Annotated in this window: 34 protein-coding genes and 2 pseudogenes; 34 read left to right on the top strand and 2 right to left on the bottom strand. The window is 27.0% G+C overall.

The annotated features are described in order from the left end of the window. The first annotated feature begins 106 nt into the window (after positions 1-106). The 32 genes and pseudogenes from CLOPA_RS13015 to CLOPA_RS12890 all read left to right on the top strand — a co-directional run bounded on the left by CLOPA_RS13015 (position 107) and on the right by CLOPA_RS12890 (position 16,558). The gene (locus tag CLOPA_RS13015; RefSeq protein ID WP_015615901.1) at positions 107-511 is read left to right on the top strand and encodes a hypothetical protein; all 405 of its coding nucleotides are present in this window, start codon (positions 107-109) and stop codon (positions 509-511) included. Between the two features lie 2 nt (positions 512-513). Continuing rightward, a complete protein-coding gene (locus CLOPA_RS25125; protein WP_015615900.1) occupies positions 514-678 on the top strand; it encodes a hypothetical protein in 165 nt (54 codons plus the stop codon). A 185-nt stretch (positions 679-863) separates the two neighbouring features. Then, a complete protein-coding gene (locus CLOPA_RS13010; protein ID WP_015615899.1) occupies positions 864-1,127 on the top strand; it encodes a hypothetical protein in 264 nt (87 codons plus the stop codon). A 377-nt stretch (positions 1,128-1,504) separates the two neighbouring features. Continuing rightward, on the top strand, positions 1,505-2,191 hold the full coding sequence (locus CLOPA_RS13005) for a hypothetical protein (protein WP_015615898.1): 687 nt from the start codon (positions 1,505-1,507) through the stop codon (positions 2,189-2,191). Positions 2,192-2,313: 122 nt separating this feature from the next. Beyond that, the gene (locus CLOPA_RS13000) at positions 2,314-2,559 is read left to right on the top strand and encodes a hypothetical protein (protein WP_015615897.1); all 246 of its coding nucleotides are present in this window, start codon (positions 2,314-2,316) and stop codon (positions 2,557-2,559) included. 129 nt (positions 2,560-2,688) lie between these two features. Beyond that, positions 2,689-2,982 carry a DUF3892 domain-containing protein gene (locus CLOPA_RS12995; RefSeq protein ID WP_172638617.1) on the top strand — a complete coding sequence of 98 codons (294 nt, stop codon included), beginning with the start codon at positions 2,689-2,691 and terminating at the stop codon, positions 2,980-2,982. A 20-nt stretch (positions 2,983-3,002) separates the two neighbouring features. After that, entirely contained in the window at positions 3,003-3,182 is a 180-nt protein-coding gene (locus CLOPA_RS12990) for a hypothetical protein (RefSeq protein ID WP_015615895.1), read from the top strand. Positions 3,183-3,444: 262 nt separating this feature from the next. Beyond that, entirely contained in the window at positions 3,445-3,648 is a 204-nt protein-coding gene (locus CLOPA_RS12985; protein ID WP_015615894.1) for a DUF3606 domain-containing protein, read from the top strand. 173 nt (positions 3,649-3,821) lie between these two features. Further along, a complete protein-coding gene (locus tag CLOPA_RS12980) occupies positions 3,822-4,019 on the top strand; it encodes a hypothetical protein (RefSeq protein ID WP_155241913.1) in 198 nt (65 codons plus the stop codon). Positions 4,020-4,167: 148 nt separating this feature from the next. Next, positions 4,168-4,452: a hypothetical protein gene (locus CLOPA_RS12975; RefSeq protein ID WP_015615892.1), complete on the top strand. Its 285-nt coding sequence runs from the start codon at positions 4,168-4,170 to the stop codon at positions 4,450-4,452. Between the two features lie 93 nt (positions 4,453-4,545). Then, positions 4,546-4,815, top strand: a complete 270-nt coding sequence (locus CLOPA_RS12970) for a hypothetical protein (RefSeq protein WP_015615891.1) — start codon at positions 4,546-4,548, stop codon at positions 4,813-4,815. Between the two features lie 92 nt (positions 4,816-4,907). Next, on the top strand, positions 4,908-5,369 hold the full coding sequence (locus CLOPA_RS23820) for a hypothetical protein (protein WP_051115653.1): 462 nt from the start codon (positions 4,908-4,910) through the stop codon (positions 5,367-5,369). 15 nt (positions 5,370-5,384) lie between these two features. Beyond that, positions 5,385-5,789, top strand: a pseudogene (locus CLOPA_RS23815) (tyrosine-type recombinase/integrase); the annotation flags it as partial. After that, entirely contained in the window at positions 5,756-5,977 is a 222-nt protein-coding gene (locus CLOPA_RS25635; protein WP_015615889.1) for a hypothetical protein, read from the top strand. The pseudogene CLOPA_RS23815 and the gene CLOPA_RS25635, both read left to right, overlap by 34 nt. Before the next feature lie 196 nt (positions 5,978-6,173). Further along, the gene (locus CLOPA_RS25120; protein ID WP_015615888.1) at positions 6,174-6,335 is read left to right on the top strand and encodes a hypothetical protein; all 162 of its coding nucleotides are present in this window, start codon (positions 6,174-6,176) and stop codon (positions 6,333-6,335) included. A gap of 50 nt (positions 6,336-6,385) precedes the next feature. After that, positions 6,386-6,556, top strand: a complete 171-nt coding sequence (locus CLOPA_RS25115) for a hypothetical protein (RefSeq protein ID WP_015615887.1) — start codon at positions 6,386-6,388, stop codon at positions 6,554-6,556. Positions 6,557-6,698: 142 nt separating this feature from the next. Continuing rightward, a complete protein-coding gene (locus CLOPA_RS12955; RefSeq protein ID WP_015615886.1) occupies positions 6,699-6,944 on the top strand; it encodes a hypothetical protein in 246 nt (81 codons plus the stop codon). A gap of 33 nt (positions 6,945-6,977) precedes the next feature. Continuing rightward, positions 6,978-7,382 (top strand): hypothetical protein, encoded by a 405-nt coding sequence (locus tag CLOPA_RS12950; RefSeq protein WP_015615885.1) that lies wholly within the window; start codon positions 6,978-6,980, stop codon positions 7,380-7,382. An 82-nt stretch (positions 7,383-7,464) separates the two neighbouring features. After that, on the top strand, positions 7,465-7,848 hold the full coding sequence (locus CLOPA_RS12945) for a hypothetical protein (protein ID WP_015615884.1): 384 nt from the start codon (positions 7,465-7,467) through the stop codon (positions 7,846-7,848). A 111-nt stretch (positions 7,849-7,959) separates the two neighbouring features. Beyond that, positions 7,960-8,526, top strand: a complete 567-nt coding sequence (locus tag CLOPA_RS12940; RefSeq protein WP_015615883.1) for a hypothetical protein — start codon at positions 7,960-7,962, stop codon at positions 8,524-8,526. Positions 8,527-8,642: 116 nt separating this feature from the next. Then, positions 8,643-8,903 (top strand): hypothetical protein, encoded by a 261-nt coding sequence (locus CLOPA_RS23810; protein WP_051115651.1) that lies wholly within the window; start codon positions 8,643-8,645, stop codon positions 8,901-8,903. A gap of 670 nt (positions 8,904-9,573) precedes the next feature. Beyond that, a complete protein-coding gene (locus CLOPA_RS12930) occupies positions 9,574-9,852 on the top strand; it encodes a hypothetical protein (protein ID WP_080648315.1) in 279 nt (92 codons plus the stop codon). Between the two features lie 137 nt (positions 9,853-9,989). Beyond that, positions 9,990-10,478: a phage terminase small subunit P27 family gene (locus CLOPA_RS12925; RefSeq protein WP_015615882.1), complete on the top strand. Its 489-nt coding sequence runs from the start codon at positions 9,990-9,992 to the stop codon at positions 10,476-10,478. After that, complete coding sequence (locus CLOPA_RS25790; RefSeq protein WP_051115650.1) at positions 10,471-10,698, top strand: hypothetical protein; 228 nt, start codon at positions 10,471-10,473, stop codon at positions 10,696-10,698. Before CLOPA_RS12925 ends, CLOPA_RS25790 begins: the two co-directional genes overlap by 8 nt. A 193-nt stretch (positions 10,699-10,891) precedes the next feature. After that, complete coding sequence (locus tag CLOPA_RS25785) at positions 10,892-11,275, top strand: hypothetical protein (protein ID WP_051115649.1); 384 nt, start codon at positions 10,892-10,894, stop codon at positions 11,273-11,275. After that, positions 11,238-11,399: a hypothetical protein gene (locus CLOPA_RS25630; protein WP_015615881.1), complete on the top strand. Its 162-nt coding sequence runs from the start codon at positions 11,238-11,240 to the stop codon at positions 11,397-11,399. Before CLOPA_RS25785 ends, CLOPA_RS25630 begins: the two co-directional genes overlap by 38 nt. 92 nt (positions 11,400-11,491) lie before the next feature. Further along, positions 11,492-11,785: a hypothetical protein gene (locus CLOPA_RS12915; protein WP_015615880.1), complete on the top strand. Its 294-nt coding sequence runs from the start codon at positions 11,492-11,494 to the stop codon at positions 11,783-11,785. A 462-nt stretch (positions 11,786-12,247) separates the two neighbouring features. After that, complete coding sequence (locus CLOPA_RS26495; RefSeq protein ID WP_278246068.1) at positions 12,248-12,382, top strand: hypothetical protein; 135 nt, start codon at positions 12,248-12,250, stop codon at positions 12,380-12,382. Positions 12,383-12,541: 159 nt separating this feature from the next. Beyond that, positions 12,542-13,666: an IS4 family transposase gene (locus CLOPA_RS23795; RefSeq protein ID WP_015614406.1), complete on the top strand. Its 1,125-nt coding sequence runs from the start codon at positions 12,542-12,544 to the stop codon at positions 13,664-13,666. 446 nt (positions 13,667-14,112) lie between these two features. Further along, positions 14,113-14,988 carry a DMT family transporter gene (locus CLOPA_RS12900; protein ID WP_015615877.1) on the top strand — a complete coding sequence of 292 codons (876 nt, stop codon included), beginning with the start codon at positions 14,113-14,115 and terminating at the stop codon, positions 14,986-14,988. A 959-nt stretch (positions 14,989-15,947) separates the two neighbouring features. Further along, positions 15,948-16,154 (top strand): hypothetical protein, encoded by a 207-nt coding sequence (locus CLOPA_RS12895; protein WP_015615876.1) that lies wholly within the window; start codon positions 15,948-15,950, stop codon positions 16,152-16,154. A 179-nt stretch (positions 16,155-16,333) separates the two neighbouring features. Further along, positions 16,334-16,558 (top strand): hypothetical protein, encoded by a 225-nt coding sequence (locus CLOPA_RS12890; protein ID WP_015615875.1) that lies wholly within the window; start codon positions 16,334-16,336, stop codon positions 16,556-16,558. 103 nt (positions 16,559-16,661) lie between these two features. On the opposite strand, the gene CLOPA_RS12885 is transcribed toward CLOPA_RS12890, so the two are convergent. Together CLOPA_RS12885 and CLOPA_RS24415 are read right to left on the bottom strand one after the other, a co-directional pair. After that, positions 16,662-17,246 carry a hypothetical protein gene (locus CLOPA_RS12885; RefSeq protein WP_015615874.1) on the bottom strand — a complete coding sequence of 195 codons (585 nt, stop codon included), beginning with the start codon at positions 17,244-17,246 and terminating at the stop codon, positions 16,662-16,664. A 225-nt stretch (positions 17,247-17,471) separates the two neighbouring features. Next, positions 17,472-17,576 (bottom strand): annotated as a pseudogene (locus CLOPA_RS24415) (IS3 family transposase); the annotation flags it as partial. 277 nt (positions 17,577-17,853) lie between these two features. Here CLOPA_RS24415 and CLOPA_RS12880 point away from each other — a divergent pair. Both CLOPA_RS12880 and CLOPA_RS25625 read left to right on the top strand, forming a co-directional pair. Next, positions 17,854-18,264, top strand: coding sequence for a hypothetical protein (locus CLOPA_RS12880; protein ID WP_015615873.1), 411 nt, complete (start codon positions 17,854-17,856; stop codon positions 18,262-18,264). Between the two features lie 215 nt (positions 18,265-18,479). Then, positions 18,480-18,623, top strand: a complete 144-nt coding sequence (locus tag CLOPA_RS25625) for a hypothetical protein (protein WP_015615872.1) — start codon at positions 18,480-18,482, stop codon at positions 18,621-18,623. The last annotated feature ends 67 nt before the right edge of the window (positions 18,624-18,690 follow it).

Here is an 18,690-nt window from a genome sequence, read left to right as displayed (position 1 = left end):
TATTTTAGTAAGTTAAATTCAACAACTTACTAACGGACTTATTCAAAGCTCGTTAACTATGCCGAAAGTTGGGCTTAGTGTCAAATTTAACACGAAGGAGATTATTATGATAAAACTAAATAAAAAAGAGTTTGCATATGCACAAAATCAATTCAAGCACGTAATAGATAAAATAAATAATTTACATGGTGAAGAATTAAAGGATTTTGTAGATAATATTGGTGGCAGTAAGAATGTTAATAATGCCATTGTAAACATGGATTTTACAGATATTAATATTGTCAATAAAGATGAGGAAATTAATAAACAATTTATTAATACTATCTGGGAAATATGTGGCATGTGGGTATTTGGTGAGGGTTCTATGACTAAGGAAGAAGTACGTGAATATATAGATAGTGATGAGTATTGTAGTATCTACAATAAAATATTAGAAGAAGATATTCAGGAAGCTATTACAAAAACTCATAAAAAACATGAAAAAATGATGAAGAAACTTGGTGAGGATTAATTATGGATGAAAATAATATTGAACGTTATTGCAGCGTAGAAAAAAGCATTGAAGAATCCTTGAAGCAAATAAAGGAATATAAACAGGGTAAACGTAAATTAAAGACATGGAGAGAATATAGACAAGAATGGCAGAAATTAATTGATGAAATTGCGGAGGAGGAATAGATTATGGATGATAAAAAATTAGAAGAATTATTTTATTTTGAATAAATAAGTGGAAATAGATGTAACTGAAATATGGTATAATTTACACAGATTTAATCATCACAGTATTATTTTGAAATCCATATATGTCTTAAGTGTAACCATGCTCAAATTATTCGAATATACTAGGTCTGAGGTGTTTTACTATGTCAATTTTTGATTCAATAACTCCTAAAGAATTGGCTATTCTAGCAGGCGTAGTTGCAATTACACTTACCGAAGGAAAGTCAGCAACTGATAATAACGTCTTGGGTAATTTTTTTGCTGCTGTTTCAGGTAGTATACTCACTATTGCAGCTCAACAGCAAAATCTTGAATCTTTAAAAGAGAAAGAGAAACAAATTGAAGATAAACAAAAACAAATTGAAGATATTCAAAAACAAATTAATGATATAAAAAAAGATCTCTGACACATAGATGATAATCTCTCTATGTGTTCTTTAGATTATTACTAGTATTGTTTACACCTTTCTTATATAACGAATTAAAACAACCTATCATCCTCCAATAATAGGTTGTTTGTGATGTAAAAAACTTAATAGTGGTATGAACATTGATTACATGTAGTTAATGTATAAAGTTAGTTGTTTATGGAGTCGTGGTGGGTGTGGACTAGATATTAAATCACAATTATTAACAGGGAATTTCCTATAAAAAAGCGAAGATTTTGAAGCTAGAGTGTTATAAAAAGAATTTTTATATGAATAAAGTAAATTAACAAATTGCTATGAAATTGTTCCTACCGTATAATATTTCAGTACAAGATATTGTGTTCGGGAGGATTGTTATGGAAGATAATAACTCTAAAATTTCATTAAGAAATGTGTTACTAGATATAGCTAGGAAAAATTATGAGCAAAGTTTGAGACTTACAAGAATTGATTTTTTTCATTTATATGATTCTTGTAAAATTAATAATCTAGTTTCTGAAAAAATAAAAGAAGTCCAAGTCTATATTGACGAACTTGATATTGAGGGCTTGTTAAAAAAACTTGGATATAAACTGAATACACCAAGATTAAAAAAAGCTCAAGTCGATTTTAGACTTAGACAAATAATGAGTTCAATAATTGAATCAAAGAAATTTAAAAAAAGAATTGATAAAAGATTTTCTATATCAATATCAACACTTTTTGCTAGTTCAATTGATATCAGCTCAGAGGAATTAATAATTAGAGAATTAGAAGAATTAATTAGAAAAATAGTAATTGAAGAATTATTTTATCAAGTTAAAAAACGTGAATACGTATTACAGAATAATATTTTATTTGAAAAGAAAGCATTTAGTAAAATAAAATTAATTTTGTTAAGAATGATGAAATATATTAAATATAATTATAAGAGTATAACTTTAGAAATAATTAAAGATTTAATAATAAGTGTTATTGCGAATATAATTGCAAAATCTATAAACAGAAGGATAAAAACTCCTGTTATTATTTTTTTAGAAAAGAGCAAAGAAAGCCAAATGTAATATCCATCGGTAAATTATACCAAGGGAAATAAATATAAATATTTTGAAAAATAAAGGGATAATTACTCCAATTGTAGAAGTATATAGCAGAAAATATAAATTTATGATTGGAGTTGATTATTATGAGTGAAAAAGTTATAGATATAAGTAAAAAATATTCAAGAGAAATAAGTGAAATTAGTTATATATTAGATAATTTAGAAAAAGGTAGATACTATGAAAATACTGGATCAAAAATGGATGGCTATTTGTCAACCAATATTTGTAATTTAAGAGATGAATTAAATGAATTGTTTAATAAGATAGAATACAATAAGGATTCTATAAATGAGGAAATGAGAAAAGCTTTCTTTAAAATTAATGAATAATTCTATAATTTATAAAGGAATTTGAACTAATATTGTAGAATAGTAGATTAAAATACAATTATTGGGGAGATGGAATTATGAGTTATGAATTTAATGCCTATATCATTAAAGCTGTAAAATACAATGATAATGAAAAAAAAGGATCATATAATTGAAGTAAAGGCAGGTAGGTTATTAGCTGATGAAAAACCAAAAAAAATTGACATAAATGAAGTAACATTTTACCCATATGCCAAAGAGTTAATTATTAGTATGTTAGATGAACAGTTCAAAATTAATTTTTACACAGCGTATGAAGAAAATGCAGAATGGTTTTTAGGTTCAGAAGTTGAAGCAGTTCCAGAAGATAAGCCTAAATATATTAGGACAAAAGGAAATTTAACTTTAGAAGATAATTTAGGTGATTTACCTACTTATGATTAATTTTGATTGGAGTGTTAGGTATGTATTGTGAATTAGCTAAGAAAGAAATAGAATTCTTTGATAAGCCTGTTATTTTAGGAGGTAAGAACACAACTGTTAAAGAATGCTCAGAATTCAAAGATATAATTAGAAATGGTGTACTCATTAAAAACGGATGTAAATTTCGATCCAGTGCACAATGCTTAAAAAAAACAATTTGAACAAAAATACAATATTTTGGGAGATGTAAAAAGATTGGTAGAGATTATGGGAATATGTGATTAATTCACATATTTTTGTGATAAAATTGTAACAATCATCTGATAATATAACATTATTAAATAATCTATTAATTACTTATAAAAGAATAACTATTATAAAATAATAATTAGTATTTACAATTTATAATTTTTTATATATAATATAAGCAATTCAGACGGTTATCATACATAAAATATTTTTATTATTGGGGGATGATGTGTTATGTTAGGATTTAAATTTAAGAGAAAAACTGGTAATAAAACTTATAAAGCACCATTAAATTATTCTATAATAAATTTGGATGAAGATGACGAGATAAATTGGTGGTGTAAAGAGTTAAGTTGTACAGAAGAAGAATTGATAGACGCAGTTAATAAAGTTGGAAATTCTACCAATAGGGTAAAAGAGTATTTTGGAGAGAATTAATATATATAAATAAGTGTTTGTCATTTGCAAATCAAACTGGGAAGCTTAAGCACTGGTAGAAATACTGGTGTCTTTTTTATGTGTAGGATTTTTTTATTCGACAATTAAGGGGATAATTAATCCATTCATAGAAGTATATAGGAGAAAATATAAATATGATTGGAGTGTTAAGAATGGAAAAAAGGATTAAAATATTTTTTAATAGTGGTTCAACACCTCTTGAAATTAATGTTAATGAAAATGAATTTTCAATTATTATTGCTTGGTTGAATGGTATTAAAGAAAATGTTTATAAAATTGAAAATGCATATGGACATGATAAAGCCTGTTATTTAACAAGACAAAGTATTAGTCATATTGTCGAAATGTAATGTTCTTTAGTAAGAACTCTTAACAGGGTTCTTTTTTATTGTAGTGTAAATTATTCGACAATTAAAGGATACTATGATTTTTTTATAGAATATTAACAGTAAAATATTGTGGGAGGGGGTATAATATTCCTAAGAAGGTGATTGTTATATGGGAGTATTTTTAAGAAAAGAATTAGGTGGGAAAACTAATGATAAGTTATTACGAAAGAGAAATGGTGAGATAACAAATAAAGCAGCAATAAAATTAATTAAAACATGTTTAATAGTATTCTTTTTATTTGCCATAGGTGATCTATTTACGATACAAAGTACAATATTATTGGAAGTTGTAGGCATTGTAGATGTTATAGTGTGCTTTGGAATACTGTTTAGTATAATTAAGAAATGGTTTAAAGCGAATAAAGAAGGTAAAATAATTGGTGAGGATCTATAGAAATATAGGTTCTTTTTATTTTGAAATAAAAAAGGAATCTGAACTAATGTTGTAGAATATGGTTATATAATACAATATTAGGGAGATGGGATTATGAGTTGGAAAGAAGATTATGCATATAGTTTAATGCCTAAAAAAATTAATTCAGTAGATTTAATAAATGAATCATGTGCTTTTGCAAAAAAAATGAAAATAATATTTGACAAAGTAGGTGTAGATAAAAACATACAATATTCATCTGAGTTTATTAAAATAGCTGATACAAAAATTACTTTTGATGTAGATAATAATAATATGATTTTTGAATGCGATAATAATAAACTTTTCACCTATGATAATAACATATATAGGAATGTATTATAATAATACAAATTTAATGGACATAGGTTTTGTAACTTTTATTATTATATTAATAATATTCTTAATAATTACAAAACGATATGTGAGAAATAGTAATGATAATAGCGATGATAATATTGATTATGATAAATATAAAAATACATATTAATATTGATGTAGGAATTTTATGGGGTGTCCTAAAATGGGGTGCTCTTTTTTTGTTTTTTGGTGTCCGAAATTTTGTACTACCTTTAGGTAAATATTCTTTTGTAACAAATAATGATTCAAAATTAAAAAATCATCCGCAAAATAGAAAAGATTATGAAAAGAAAGTTAGTGTATCTACGGTAAATAACTATTTAAGAAATATAAAGGCATTTATAAATTGGTGTGTTGGCGAGAGATTACTAAAAGATAATATAGCTAAGAATGTGAAGCATTTAAAGGCATCTAGGAAGCCTAAAGAACAACTTTCTGACCAAGGATATAAAAGGCTTATAGGAAGCCTAGATACGACCAAATACGTTGAATTTAGAGACTATACCATCATAAATACTATTATGGATTCAGGAATGTGATTAGGCGAAACATTAGCATTACAAATTCAAGATGTAGATTTAGTAAGAAGAGCAGTAATGATTAATGCAGATAATGCAAAAAGCAAAAGGGATAGAGTTGTATTTTTTAGTAGAAAAACATCTCAATTATTAAGAAGATGGATTTCTTATAAAGATAGATATTTTGAAACAGATATATTATTTCCTACTAAACGTTGTGGTCAATTACAGGTTATGAATTTTGAGAAGAATTTTAAAAAATATATTACTTTGTGTGGAATTAAAAAATATGTTACACCACATAGCCTAAGAAATAATTTATGGGAATATACAACTTTATTTATACAAATACAAGTAACGATAGTGTTAGTTATTTATTGCTTAAGGATGAGTTTAGAGACTACCTTATGGATGGCGATGACTGGGATGTTTCTGTTATAGAAACAATTGATAGTTTGTTTGAGGATGATGTATTAGAATGGGAGAATTATATTTTTATTAATTGCCACACAGATATTATAATTAATGATAAGGATTTAATTCCAGAAATATATAAGGTATGTGGTGTTCATATGGATGGAGATAGGATTGAAAGATTGATTGAAATTATGGGAATAGCGGAGGAATAATTGATACTATTACTGGAGAAGAATCTAAGAAAATATTAGCTGAAGCACATACAGTATCCAGTCAAAGGAGTAAAGCAAATGGCAAGAAATTAATAAGTTTCTTTGATGCTTTAGATTTAGCATATGATGAATTGGCGAAAGAAAAAGGTATTGATAAACAAAGCATACTAATAAAATTGTTTGAGTAGGATTAATTATGGATGATATGAATAAGGTTGTTAGAACTAGTACATTGTTTAAGACAAAAAAAGATATTTCTAAAATGAATGATGAAGAAAGAATGCAATATATTGGTACTTTGTGCGAGGAATTTATGGCAAGTGCAGATATTTTAATGAAAAGTTTGGCAAATAAATAAAGGATATTATCTTCTTTTGTAGAAATATTAGGCAAAAGGGGAGTGAATATATGGATAGAGATAAATTGATTAAAGATATTAATAATGAGCTAGAAACATTAAAAGATATTCCTATTGATAAAGTATTACAAGATAAAGCCTCGAAGGTAGCAAGTAGATATCAAATTTCGGCATCTTATGCACTTTCAGTTTATATGGATTGGAAAAGTAAACAGAAATAATATATTGAAGTGACAAATGCCAGTATTTTTAGGATGATTAATTTATTCACAGAAAGCGGGGTTAATGTGCCACCAATTAAAGGATACTATGACTTTTTATACAATATTAACAGTATAATATTCTATGGAAGGAAGTGCTAATATGACATTTGAAAGTGAAATTCCACAGGAATTGATAGTAAATAAAGTCTATACATCACGTCAAATAAAGCTTTTTATTGTGTTTAATAGAGTTAAGATTATGTCTAAAGATGCAGTAGAATTTGTTAAAAATGATTTGAAATATAAAGTAACTAAAATTATAAAAGGATATGTTGAGAGCAGTTCAATTAAGGATAAAGTTGTACCAAGTAATGAAGAAAAAATTTATATTGTTGAAAAAGTGTAAAATATAAATTTATGATTGGATGTGTTATATTATATGAAGAAATTATATAGCATTTTAAATATAAATAGAGATGATTTTAGTAAATATAAAATCCATTTTGCATATGGATCTAAGCCAAATGATAGACTTGAACCTTTACGTGAATTTCAAAGAGGTAAATTTAAAGAGTGGCAAGAAGGTCAGAATTGTAAAAATTTTGAGAGAGAATATATTCTATCATTAATTTTTTATGGAAAAGATAAATGGTTATTTGCAGGTATTTATAGCAGTAAGGAATGTATTAAAAAACCAAATGAAAAAAGATTTGAATATGATACAGAACTTATTGACATAGGAAAAGATTTCATTGGAGAAATTGTAAATTATCATAAAAGCTTTAGGTCTGCGTATGTATATGGAGAAAAATATATTGATGATTTTATAGTTAGTGAGGATTAATTATAATAATTCAATAAATAAAGGATATTGACCTAATGTTGTAGAATATGGTTATAAATACAATATTTAGGGAGATGTTAATATGAGTGAAAATTGGAAAGAAAAATATGCAAAAAAATTTATTAAATCAGGTATTACACAGCAGAATGTAGATGATACAATTAAGAATTATATTGAAGATTTTAATAAAATATTTAAAGAATTGACAGGTGAGGGACAGATAACATTAGATGTATCTAATAGATTAATTACTTTTCCTGATTTTAAAGTTACATATAAATTAACAGAAAATAAATCTCTTGCACTAGAATTGAATCCAGAAGCAGGGAAAAATAATATAAAAAGGATTATTAAATTTAACAAAGGAAAATATTCTGTAGATAATGATCCAGATAAAAAAATTGATGAACTTTATGATGCTATAGATGAAGGAATAAAATATTTTTATAATACTAAAAACAAATAAACTAATTAAATATTTGAACCCATGTAAGAACTCTTATAGGGTTCTTTTTATTTTAGGACAAAGAAGGATTTTACCTCAATATATATAATATGGGTATATTGAGGTGATGATATGGATTGGAGCAGTATTATTAAATTTTTAATATCTGTGACTTCTATTTCAGGTGTTATAATTTATTTGAGCAAATCAATGTTTAGTCACGTATTAAGCAAGGATTTAGAGAAATATAAAAAGAAATTGGAAAGTTTAAACAAAGAATATGAAATTAAATTTTCTAAGCTTCATGAAGAAAGAGCAAAGGTTATTAGAGATTTATACTATAGTTTAGTTGAAATGGAAAGTAATTATAAAATTTTATTTGAATTATATATAGAAAAATTAATTGATTATAGTCCACTAAATAATATAAAGAAAAAAATATTTGATAATATAAGTTTATTTAACAATCAATATAAAAAGAATAGAATTTATTTTAATAATGACATTTGTATTTTGTGTGATGAAATTAATGTAAAATTTAATAAAATAAAAATTGGAGATTTTATAACATGTATAGAAAATAGAACACAAATTGACGAATACCAAGTAAAGTTAAGCAAAAGTTTACTTGATGAAGACATTCTTAAATTACGTAATAAATTAGAAGATGAATTTAGAAAAATATTAGGTGTAATATAATTGATGAGATAAAAAAGTAGATAAATATGATAGATATTAATTAGAAATACTTATGAATAACTATTTTTTTGCCAGACATAAAGTGGTATAATATTCCTAAGAAAGTTAGGAATGAAATGAAAAAGATTATAATAACAGTTAGTTTATCTTTATTAATGTTAGGAATTATAGGTTGTGGAGCAAAGACTGAAACAAATACAGATGTAAAACAACAGTTTACTACTACTGAAACAGAAGTGAAGAAAGATATAGTTAAATTTCCAGAATGTCAACAACAAATTGGCAATGGTAAGATATATGTATCTACTCCAGCAGGAACTAGCGAAAATGGTAACATACCTACGTTAATGGTTCAAAAAGATACAAAGATTACATAAATAGTATTAGATGCAAGTAATTTTGATGGAAATAAAGCAAGTTATATTTATATTAATAAGAAGTTTTTTACTAAAGAACAATTAGGTTCGATGACACAGATTAGCTTAAGCTTAAAGGGTGATCAATTAAGCAAAGGAATATATACAGTAAGTGCAATACAGTTTGATAACGATGATCCTAGTAGTAAAGTTATTCAATATGTTGAAGCCAAATATCAAATTAAATAATAGATTAATTAAGTAAGTGCAACAATTGTACTTATTTTTTTACGTTAAAGTCAAAGATAGTCAAAGTAAAAGATGGCAATAAAAAAACAAGATTAAAGAAATCCATCCTTTAATCTTGTGAAACTAAACCAATAGTTTTTAATATTATTGTTTCCAGTAACAATAGACAAATGTGAAAGGGATCTCTATTGTTAGGCTTTATTATATTAAAAGCCAAATGTAATATCAACATGTAAATTATACCAAGACATTAATTAAAGAAGGTGAGATATATTTCTAAGAAAACATGTAAGTATTGCGGGATAGTTGATATGAACCATGTATGTCCAGTAGTATCTAAGGAGCGTAGTAAGTACAGGAATAGTAGGGGTGATAGTAAGATATACAATGATATAAGATGGGATAAGATAAGGCAGGAAGTAATAGATGATTGTAATAGTATATGTCTATACTCATTCATATTGATGGTGTGATACGAACAGTTGATTGTGTGCATCATATTGTTGAGATACTACAGGATAAGACACAGGCATATGATAGGGCCAACCTTATAGGACTAAGTCAGGATGCACATAAAGATATACATGAGTTATATAAAACACAATATAAGAGTAATTTAATTAGATTATTAAGACATTTAAAAGATTATTATAATATTTATGGGCTTAGGATAGAAAATATTGGTGAATATAAGAGTTTAGTAGAGAGTTGGAAGGAATAATATCCCCCCGCTCTTTTTTATTTGCAAAAAATAGGCTTACGGGAAGCACATGGGCTTTCCCCTTCTCAAAAAATTACGAAATGGACACATTTAATGTTAAATAATAGCAATTATCAATTAGAAAGGTGGTGGATAATATGGAAAGAGCATCAAAACCAGTCGATTTACAAGCATCTCATTTGACAAAAGAAGAAATTCAACAAAGAAAACAAGCAGAACAAAAATTGAAAGGTAATGATGACTTAGTTTATAAGCCACCAAGACACCTTTCTAAGGATGAAAAAAAATTATATAAATTTTTAGTACAAGAATTACAAGCCAGTGGAATATTGAATAATTTGGATATAACAATATTAGAAACCACAGTAGATGCAATTGTAAGGATGCAAGAATGTAAAAAAATATTAGATGAACATGGATTAGTAACACCAAAATCAGATGGAACATTTGTTAGAAATCCTGCAAGTACAATTTATAAAGATTATAATGCAATATTTAATAAATGTTGTATGGAAATTGGTTTTAGTCCTTCTGCAAGGGCGAAATTATCAGTCATGAACGTTAAAAAAGAACAGGATAAACAAGATCCATTGCTTCAAATATTAAGTGGTGATTCAAATGGATAATATTAAGGATAGTAAAGCATATAAATATTGTAAATGGTGTATCCAAAAAGATAATAATTATGTGGGAACATATGTTAAAAAACAAGCACAAAGTTGGATTAATATAGTAGATGGTAAAGATAATGAAGCATACATAGATGAAAATATGTTCAATAAAGTTTGTGGAATACTTAAATTAATGATGCATCCAGTTTTTATGAAACATCTTTATTGGAGATAAGCAGAAAGAATTATAGAACTTTTGGAAGTGCAATAATATTCATTATTGGTATGTTATTAGAGCCTAGGTTTTCTCAGTTGCACCAGACTACAAATTATTCTCCGAGCTAAGGTTAGCAGTAAGAAAGATAATAAAATGTAGTCCTTTACTAGAAAGTAGATTCAAAATTAAAAGGGATGTAGTTGAATGTAAATTGGCTAATATATATTTAGCTGATGAATCAAGATTATTAGACGATTATCCAATTGATGCAATGCGTTCTAGTCAGATTACATTAGATAATAAATTAGGTATTATTATTAGTACACAATATCCGAATGAAGCAAATGTAATGCTTACAGAAATAGATTATGCTAAGAGAGTACTCGATGGACTTATAGAAAATAAAAGATATTTTAGTTTGTTGTACGAGCCTAATGAAAATATTAGAAAACAATTGGCGAAAAATGATTTAGTTATATACCAATCTAATTCAGTGAGTGTTGAAAATGAAAAAGTGTTTAAAGCTATAGTTGATAAAAGGACTATGGCTATTTTATATGAGAGTAAAAGAGAAAATTACATTTGTAAACAATAAGCATAATTTTATAATAATCAAGGAATTAAAGAGTCAATTAGAAAACAATAAAAAAGAAATTGAAACAGCACTTGAATTCGTAAATCAAAAATTGATGCATGAGAAAATATGGGAAAAAGTATAAAATCAGTTTATGTAGAATTTATGCATTAAGGAAGGAAAAGGGGCATTGCATTGATAGATGAGGAAAAAGAATATAAAAAAGTTTTTTGATTTTTGAAAAGATGGTCAAAACAGTGGTTAACACCCAGTGCTACAAGGAATTATAGTGCAGGTAATGCTCTACGAGAACCAGCAGGAAAAACCTTAGATTTCATATTGTCATTAGATGATTCCAGTAGTTTTAAGAAAAAATTACTATCTTTGAAAGTGTTTTCAGAAGAACAAGATAAAAAAGAAAAAAACATGAAATCTATGGGTACAGGGTTTTACCATGATACTATATCCTTTATTAACAGGGCAATTATCAGCATTGAGAATGGAGAGTCTCCGAAAATTAGGAAAATTTAGATCAAAATTATAATTTTTTATTGCACAATAGGAAAATTGATTAAGTATAAGTTAAAAGAAAATATATGAAAATGTTTACATGGGTATAAATTTATGATAAAATATTAGAAAAGGAAGAGAAACTATTGTTTAACGAGGTGATTTTATATGTCATTTTTAATATTTATCTCTAGTATTGCTTTAGTAGAATGCATAATAGTAATGTCGTTATGCAAAGCTGCTTCAAAGGAAACGCCTATCTATAACAATAAAATTTAGCGTATTCTTTGTTAATTACTAATATCTTATATGATGAGAGTGGTGGATCTACTCTCTATTTATTTTATTGAATAATAGGAATATAATGCGTATTAATAAGCATTAATAATCCTAAATACTTATTTCATCCAAATATGTTTATAGACATATGTTCGTGTCAATACTTTCACTGAGGTGATTTACTTGGCGGTAAGAAAAGCGAACATGACAATAGATCCTGATGTCTATGAAAGATTTATAAAGATAGCTGAGAAGAAGGGTATTAGAGTTTCGACTTGGGTTAATGCTAGAATGAAAGAATTTGTAGAGCAGGAAGAAGCAGCTGACCTCAAAAAATAAGTAAGAGCACTCTTAAAAGGGCTGACGTAAGGACAGTAAAAAGAGAAAAATTAACATGGAATAAAGTAACATGAAAAAAAGGATAGAAAAAAACATAGCCAAGCCCTAAAATATAAGTTAAATTCGGACAAACAAACTTATAAAAAAGGAGAATTGGCTATGCTTAACAATCAAGAATATATTACCGCAGAATTAGGAAAAATGCTATATGAGATTTTACCCATATCATCCAAGAAACTAAAAAATTTAGTATATATTGTTTTGGGAATATTGTTATCAAAATCAGTTATAATCTCAGAAATATCAGAAAAGCTAAAGGATTACTATACAGAAGCCAATGAAGAAAGTAAAATAAAAAGAATTTATAGATTTTTTTCAAGTTCAACAATAAAGTCAGACTACCTATATTATAATTTTATCGATGAAATTATGATAAATTATATAAAAAGAAGTACCACTAATAAACTGGTTGTAATATTTGACCATACAACACTGGAAGATAAATTTTTAATACTTAAATTTTCGCTGAAAGTGGGAAAAAGAGCAGTTCCACTATGGTATAAAATATTTGAATATAATGAAAAAGATAATAAAAATTTCAAACATATAAAACAGGGAATAGAAGAGATTAAGGATCTTATAAGTTCATATAATTATGAAGTTGTATTGCTGGCAGATAGAGGTTTTAAGAGTATAGATTTATTTAAGTTTATAAATAAAATAGGATGGAAATATTGTATAAGATGTACCAATGATATGCTTGTAAATATAGAAGGGAAAGAAAAAATAAAATACCTTAGAGATATAAAAACTCTAAAAAAAGGCGTAAAAAAGTTTAATGGAATTTTACTAAGTGCTGAAAAATATAGATGCAATTTAGCAGTTTGTAAGGCAGAAGAAGCAGCGGATACCTGGTATATAGTAACCAATCTTGATAGTAAGAATGCTGTTAATGAATATAAGAAAAGATTTATTATAGAAGAAATGTTTAGAGATTTAAAATCCAGTGGCTTCAATATGGAAGATACATGGACAAACAGTCTTATATATTTTGAAAACTTATATTTATGCTTATGTATAGCATATACATGGATGATAATATTAGGAGCAGATTGTTCTAAGAATAAGAAGAGTAAGATAATAGGCGCAACTAAAAAGATAAGAAATAAAATAGTTAGAATATACAGCTTATTCAGCAGTGGATTGACATGGTTTAACAGATGTTATGATTCTAATAGAAAAAAATATGCCTTAAAATTTAATTTGATACTTTATGACATCTAATATGGCAAAAAAAGTAAATATATTCTTTAATAGTAAGGCACCAGTATACCCATTCTCTATTACATTAATTTCATGTTTATGATTATATTATCTTTATAAGCATATTATTGCATTATTACTATTTGGAAATATAATCTTGTAAATGATTTTTATGTTTATTATTCTTATTTAATGCAATTCACTGTCCGTAAGTCAGCTTAAAAGGGTGCTTTTTAATATGTAATTTGAAAATATATTTTATGCTTTAAAAAACTTAAAATATTCTGCTATAATAGAACATAGATAATCGTAGTTAGATTGGAATAGAGGTGAATCAAAATGTATTGGAGTCCATTATTTGAAAATGATGTACCAGTAGTACTCTTCTGCTCTTAATGGAGTGAAGGTGACTACATCTCTCCGTTAGGGGCATTTTCGACCTAAATAAAAGACGGAGGGTATAAAAAATGAAAAACACCATATTAGGTTCTATATATTTAGCTTTAGCTGCCAGTATTTGGGGTGGCATGTACGTTGTTGTTAAAATTGTAGTATCAGTCATACCTCCACTGGAACTTGTGTGGATGCGATATTTAGTGGCTATTGTCGCACTTCTCGCTATCGGCTTAATAACACGACAAAAATGGCGAATCGATAAACGTCATTTCTTAATAATCATAGCCATTGGAATAATTGGTAACGCGATTTCAATTGTTACACAGGAAACTGGTACAATGCTATCCTCAGCACAAATGGGAGCCATTATTACTTCTTCAACACCAGCATTTATGGTTATTTTTGCTCGCTTACTCCTTAAAGAACGGTTGACGTTAAAAAAGGGACTCTCCGTTTGTTTAGCGACAATTGGGGTTTTTCTCATTGTTGGAGGCGGTCATGTGAATTTGTCTAGTAAACTTGGTGGTATCTCACTGCTTATTGCTGCTTTGACATGGGCACTCATGTCTGTACTTGTAAAGCGCGTGCCGAGTAATTATTCACAAATTGTAGTAACGACGTATTCCATCTTGGTATCCCTAATCGTGTTGACACCTTTTGTTTTGCCACGGTTACACGCAATTAATATCTCACAACTGATTCATCCGACCATTTGGGGAGGAGTCTTGTATTTGGGTATTATATCAACCGCATGTGGATTTTTACTTTGGAATCGTGGATTACAAATGCTTAACGCCTCAAGTGGAGGGCTATTTTTCTTCTTTCAACCCGTGGTTGGGACATTACTCGGATGGCTTATTCTAGGAGAGAACATAGGTGTAACATTTTGGATAGGCGCCATCCTAATTCTTACTGGTGTTTTATTCGTTATCATTGAGAAAAAATAGTATTTAAAAACTCCTTCAACCGTATCTGAAGGGGTTTTGCTTGTGTAACAGCACTCATTTTCATGAATAGGGATAAATATTAGCAGCCGTGTCATGTACTGAAAAGTATATACCATTATATGTAATTTACTTCATAAAATTAGATTTGATGTGTAGATATTTCAAGTAAAATAAATGTTGTAAGGTGTAAATAACTTTACTTTGAATAAATTACTAAATATATTTACCTACAAAATAGCTTAAAACTGTAATAGAAGAACTTTACTAGTTAAAATAAATAATATGACCATTTATTTTATCTAATTTATTGAGGCTACTTTGCACTTAATGACACGTTTGCTGGTATTGGGCCTATTACAAGAAGGCTTATAATGAGGATTTAACTCCAAAAACCTTTAACGGTATTAAAATAATAGGATTTACTTATGGAGATACTTTTGAGCAGTTAGAGAATGATTTAATTTGGTTCGCAATAGTAAATATTCGTATTTATAAATATCCATAAACCATTATAAATAACCACTTGTAGATAGAAATGGATATATTAGGAAGTGGGAACATAGGATTCGCAATAGTAAACAAGGTGTAATAGATATCGCTATAGTTATTACATTTGCCAATTCGCTTAATAAAAATATAACCAAAAACATATGGAATTAATATAAATATTTAGCAATTTATACCATGATATGTAATATAATTATAATAGCATGTAATAGGGGTGTAAATTGTTTTGATATTTATAATTATACCATTTATTTTGTTTTATGATTGCTTAATGATTTCATTATTTAAAAGTGCGAAAATAGGAGATAAAAAATGTAACAAAATAACATAGACAAACAATAATTAGAGGAATTAGAAATTTATATTCACAATAGGATAATAATGTTAAAGTTCTTAAGAAGGATTTAGATTAATTTCTAAGTCCTTTTTTCATACCTTAAAGGGGAGATTTTATGTATAGAGTAAAAATAATAAATAATGGTGTAGAAACAATAATCCATGAACCAGGAGCAAGCAAACAATTACCACATGTATTAGGAACAAACTACAAAGAAGTTTTATCTATGGCTAAACAATTCTCTTTTGTTATACCATATGGTAATCCAGGCTATAACACAATAGAAGGCTTAATAACAAAAGTAATAGATACTAGAGATTAGGCATTCACCATGGCTCATAGGATTAACAATTTTTGATATTATAATGATAATATTAACACTTATAGAATATCAGAATATTAAAAATAAAGTTTATGAACAAGTATCGGAAAATTAAATTCAAAGATGACAATGCAGAACTTGAATGATTACTTGTTGAAAATCAAAGTCGTGAAAAAACAATGACTCAAAAAGCACAGGAAGGTAAATTATGGCAAGAAATTGAAAAGAAAAAGGCTAAAAAAAGAATGTTGTCTGGTGGATACCCTACGGACAATGGTTCGGAGGGTGAAAAATGGGAAGTTAGAAATATTATAGCTGATAAAGTTGGTATTGGTTCAGGACGTACATACGAATGTGCAAAAGTGGCAATTGATAAAATAGATTTCAACGACGACATTATGTAGGCATTAAATAATAAAATAAATTGCTATCATTTTTAAGCGATAGCAATATCTCTCTTTTTAAGGGGTATAGGCTTAATTGCTTATACCCTTTTTTTATTTTCAGCTATAATTTATATAGTAAAGTACATTCTCGCTCTTTCACAAGACCCATAGCATAAAATTTTTCTTCTTTTTCTGTAAATCTACTTTTACTTATTCTTCTATTATGAATTTCTGACTTATCCACTATAATCTCTATTTCCTTATCTTTAAAATTTCTTTTTCTATAGTATGGATCAAATACATATACATAATCATCATCAATAGACGTGAGTAGAACATAATGATATATATTTGGATCAAAATAAACTTTTACAGCAGCAACTCCATCGTTGTTTAAGCATTCATAAATCTTGCTATCAGTTTTTAAATTTATTTCCTCGCTTTCTAATGTTTCGCATTGGATCTTAAAATTATGTGATTTAGAGAATTCATTTAGCCAATTACTTATTAATTCTACTGCAAAATATGATGTACCATTTCCACCTGATTTTCCGTTTCTATTATAAGTATCTAAACTATACATATAAATATTTTTTATAACTTCTGGGAAGATTTCATCTCTTTGAAATAGATACTTTAAAGCATTTATAAAAGTTGTTGGAACACAATCATATTCTGTAATTTGATATCCTAATGGTGTTTTCATTTTTACTATAACCTCGAATTATTTAAATTTTTAAACTTACGTTATTATATATTATATAATAATTTTTATCATTGATATAATGATTTATAAAAAAATTATACATTGGTTTAAGTAGTATTTCTAGGTTTTATTTATATATTAAATAAATTTTATTAAAATAATGCATATTTAATACGATATGAACTGCACCCTGTCAAGTAGACAGTGAAAATAATAAAAATTAACCTAAGCGGCTAAAGTCCTAAATTCTAATGGGCCTAGACCGTTTAGTCTTTTTTGTAATCTCTTTGTATTGTAGAAGCTAATATATTCATCAATTGCATTAGAGAGATTGTGGGCGTATAGCAATTAGTAGAGAATTAGAGATAAAAACAACGGAAGTATTGATGGGAACTCATGCAGTAAACCAAACAATAGTTGTAGCTCGATTTTCAAGGGCTAACTATATCCGAAAATCTAAGACAGTTACCAAACAATAGTTGATTCAATTCGGTAAGTCAAGTGATTAATCAAAAGTTGTAAAAAAGACAATTGAAAGACTTGAAGATTGTGCATAAAACATTTTAAGAGGTATAAAATATAATAAAAAAATAGGAGCGTGATAAACATGGTAAAACAATTAATATTAGATGTGAGTATTTCAAAGAATGAAAATATAGAAGAACTTATTAGTTCTATAATAAAAGTAATTAAAAAAAGAGGTAATGAAGTGTTAACTCCGAATGAACTTATATTAAGTCAAGGTGTTTCGGAGTTTTATCCTGATAATGAAAGTGTAAGTAATAAAGATCAATTAGAAGAAAGTCTGAGTAATATATTACGTTTAAAAAAAGAGGAATTAAAAAGTTTAGAAGAAGGTAGTGTGGATTATTTAATTTTAAAAGAAGAAATTTCGGAGGCACAATATATCTTAGATGATAATTGTAGTGCTAAAACTATAGAACAAGTGAAATATTCAACAACAAGTAATAATATATATAATTTATTAAGTCATATAACAGAGGAGGAATATCAATAAATATAGTAGATAATCATGAATTTGTTATACTTAATCATGTTTCTGTTATCTTTAATTTAAAACTTATATTTTTGTTAAGTATATATGCAATTAAATCTAGGGTATCATAAATATACATATTGTTTCCAACAAGATATAGTTATTATAAAACCTTAAATGGGATAAACTAAAACTATTCTAATATTTTGCACTTATTTAGAAGGGAATGATAATATATGAAAAAATTTACTACGAGAACTTATAGAAGTAAAGAGCAATTTATTAAAGCATCTAAGAAATTAGAAAAGAAAGGTTATAAGGTATTAAATGTATCTGAAGTAGATAGAAAACACGTAGTGGAATACCAAACTAAACCTTAATATAAAAATTCATTATATAATACATTATGATCTACTATCACTATTAGATAGTAGATTTTCTTATGCA

It is taken from the genome of Clostridium pasteurianum BC1, assembly GCF_000389635.1.
GTDB lineage: Bacteria > Bacillota > Clostridia > Clostridiales > Clostridiaceae > Clostridium_I > Clostridium_I pasteurianum_A.
Note: the sequence above shows the minus strand (reverse complement) of the source record. Positions and strands in the feature narration are given on the sequence as shown.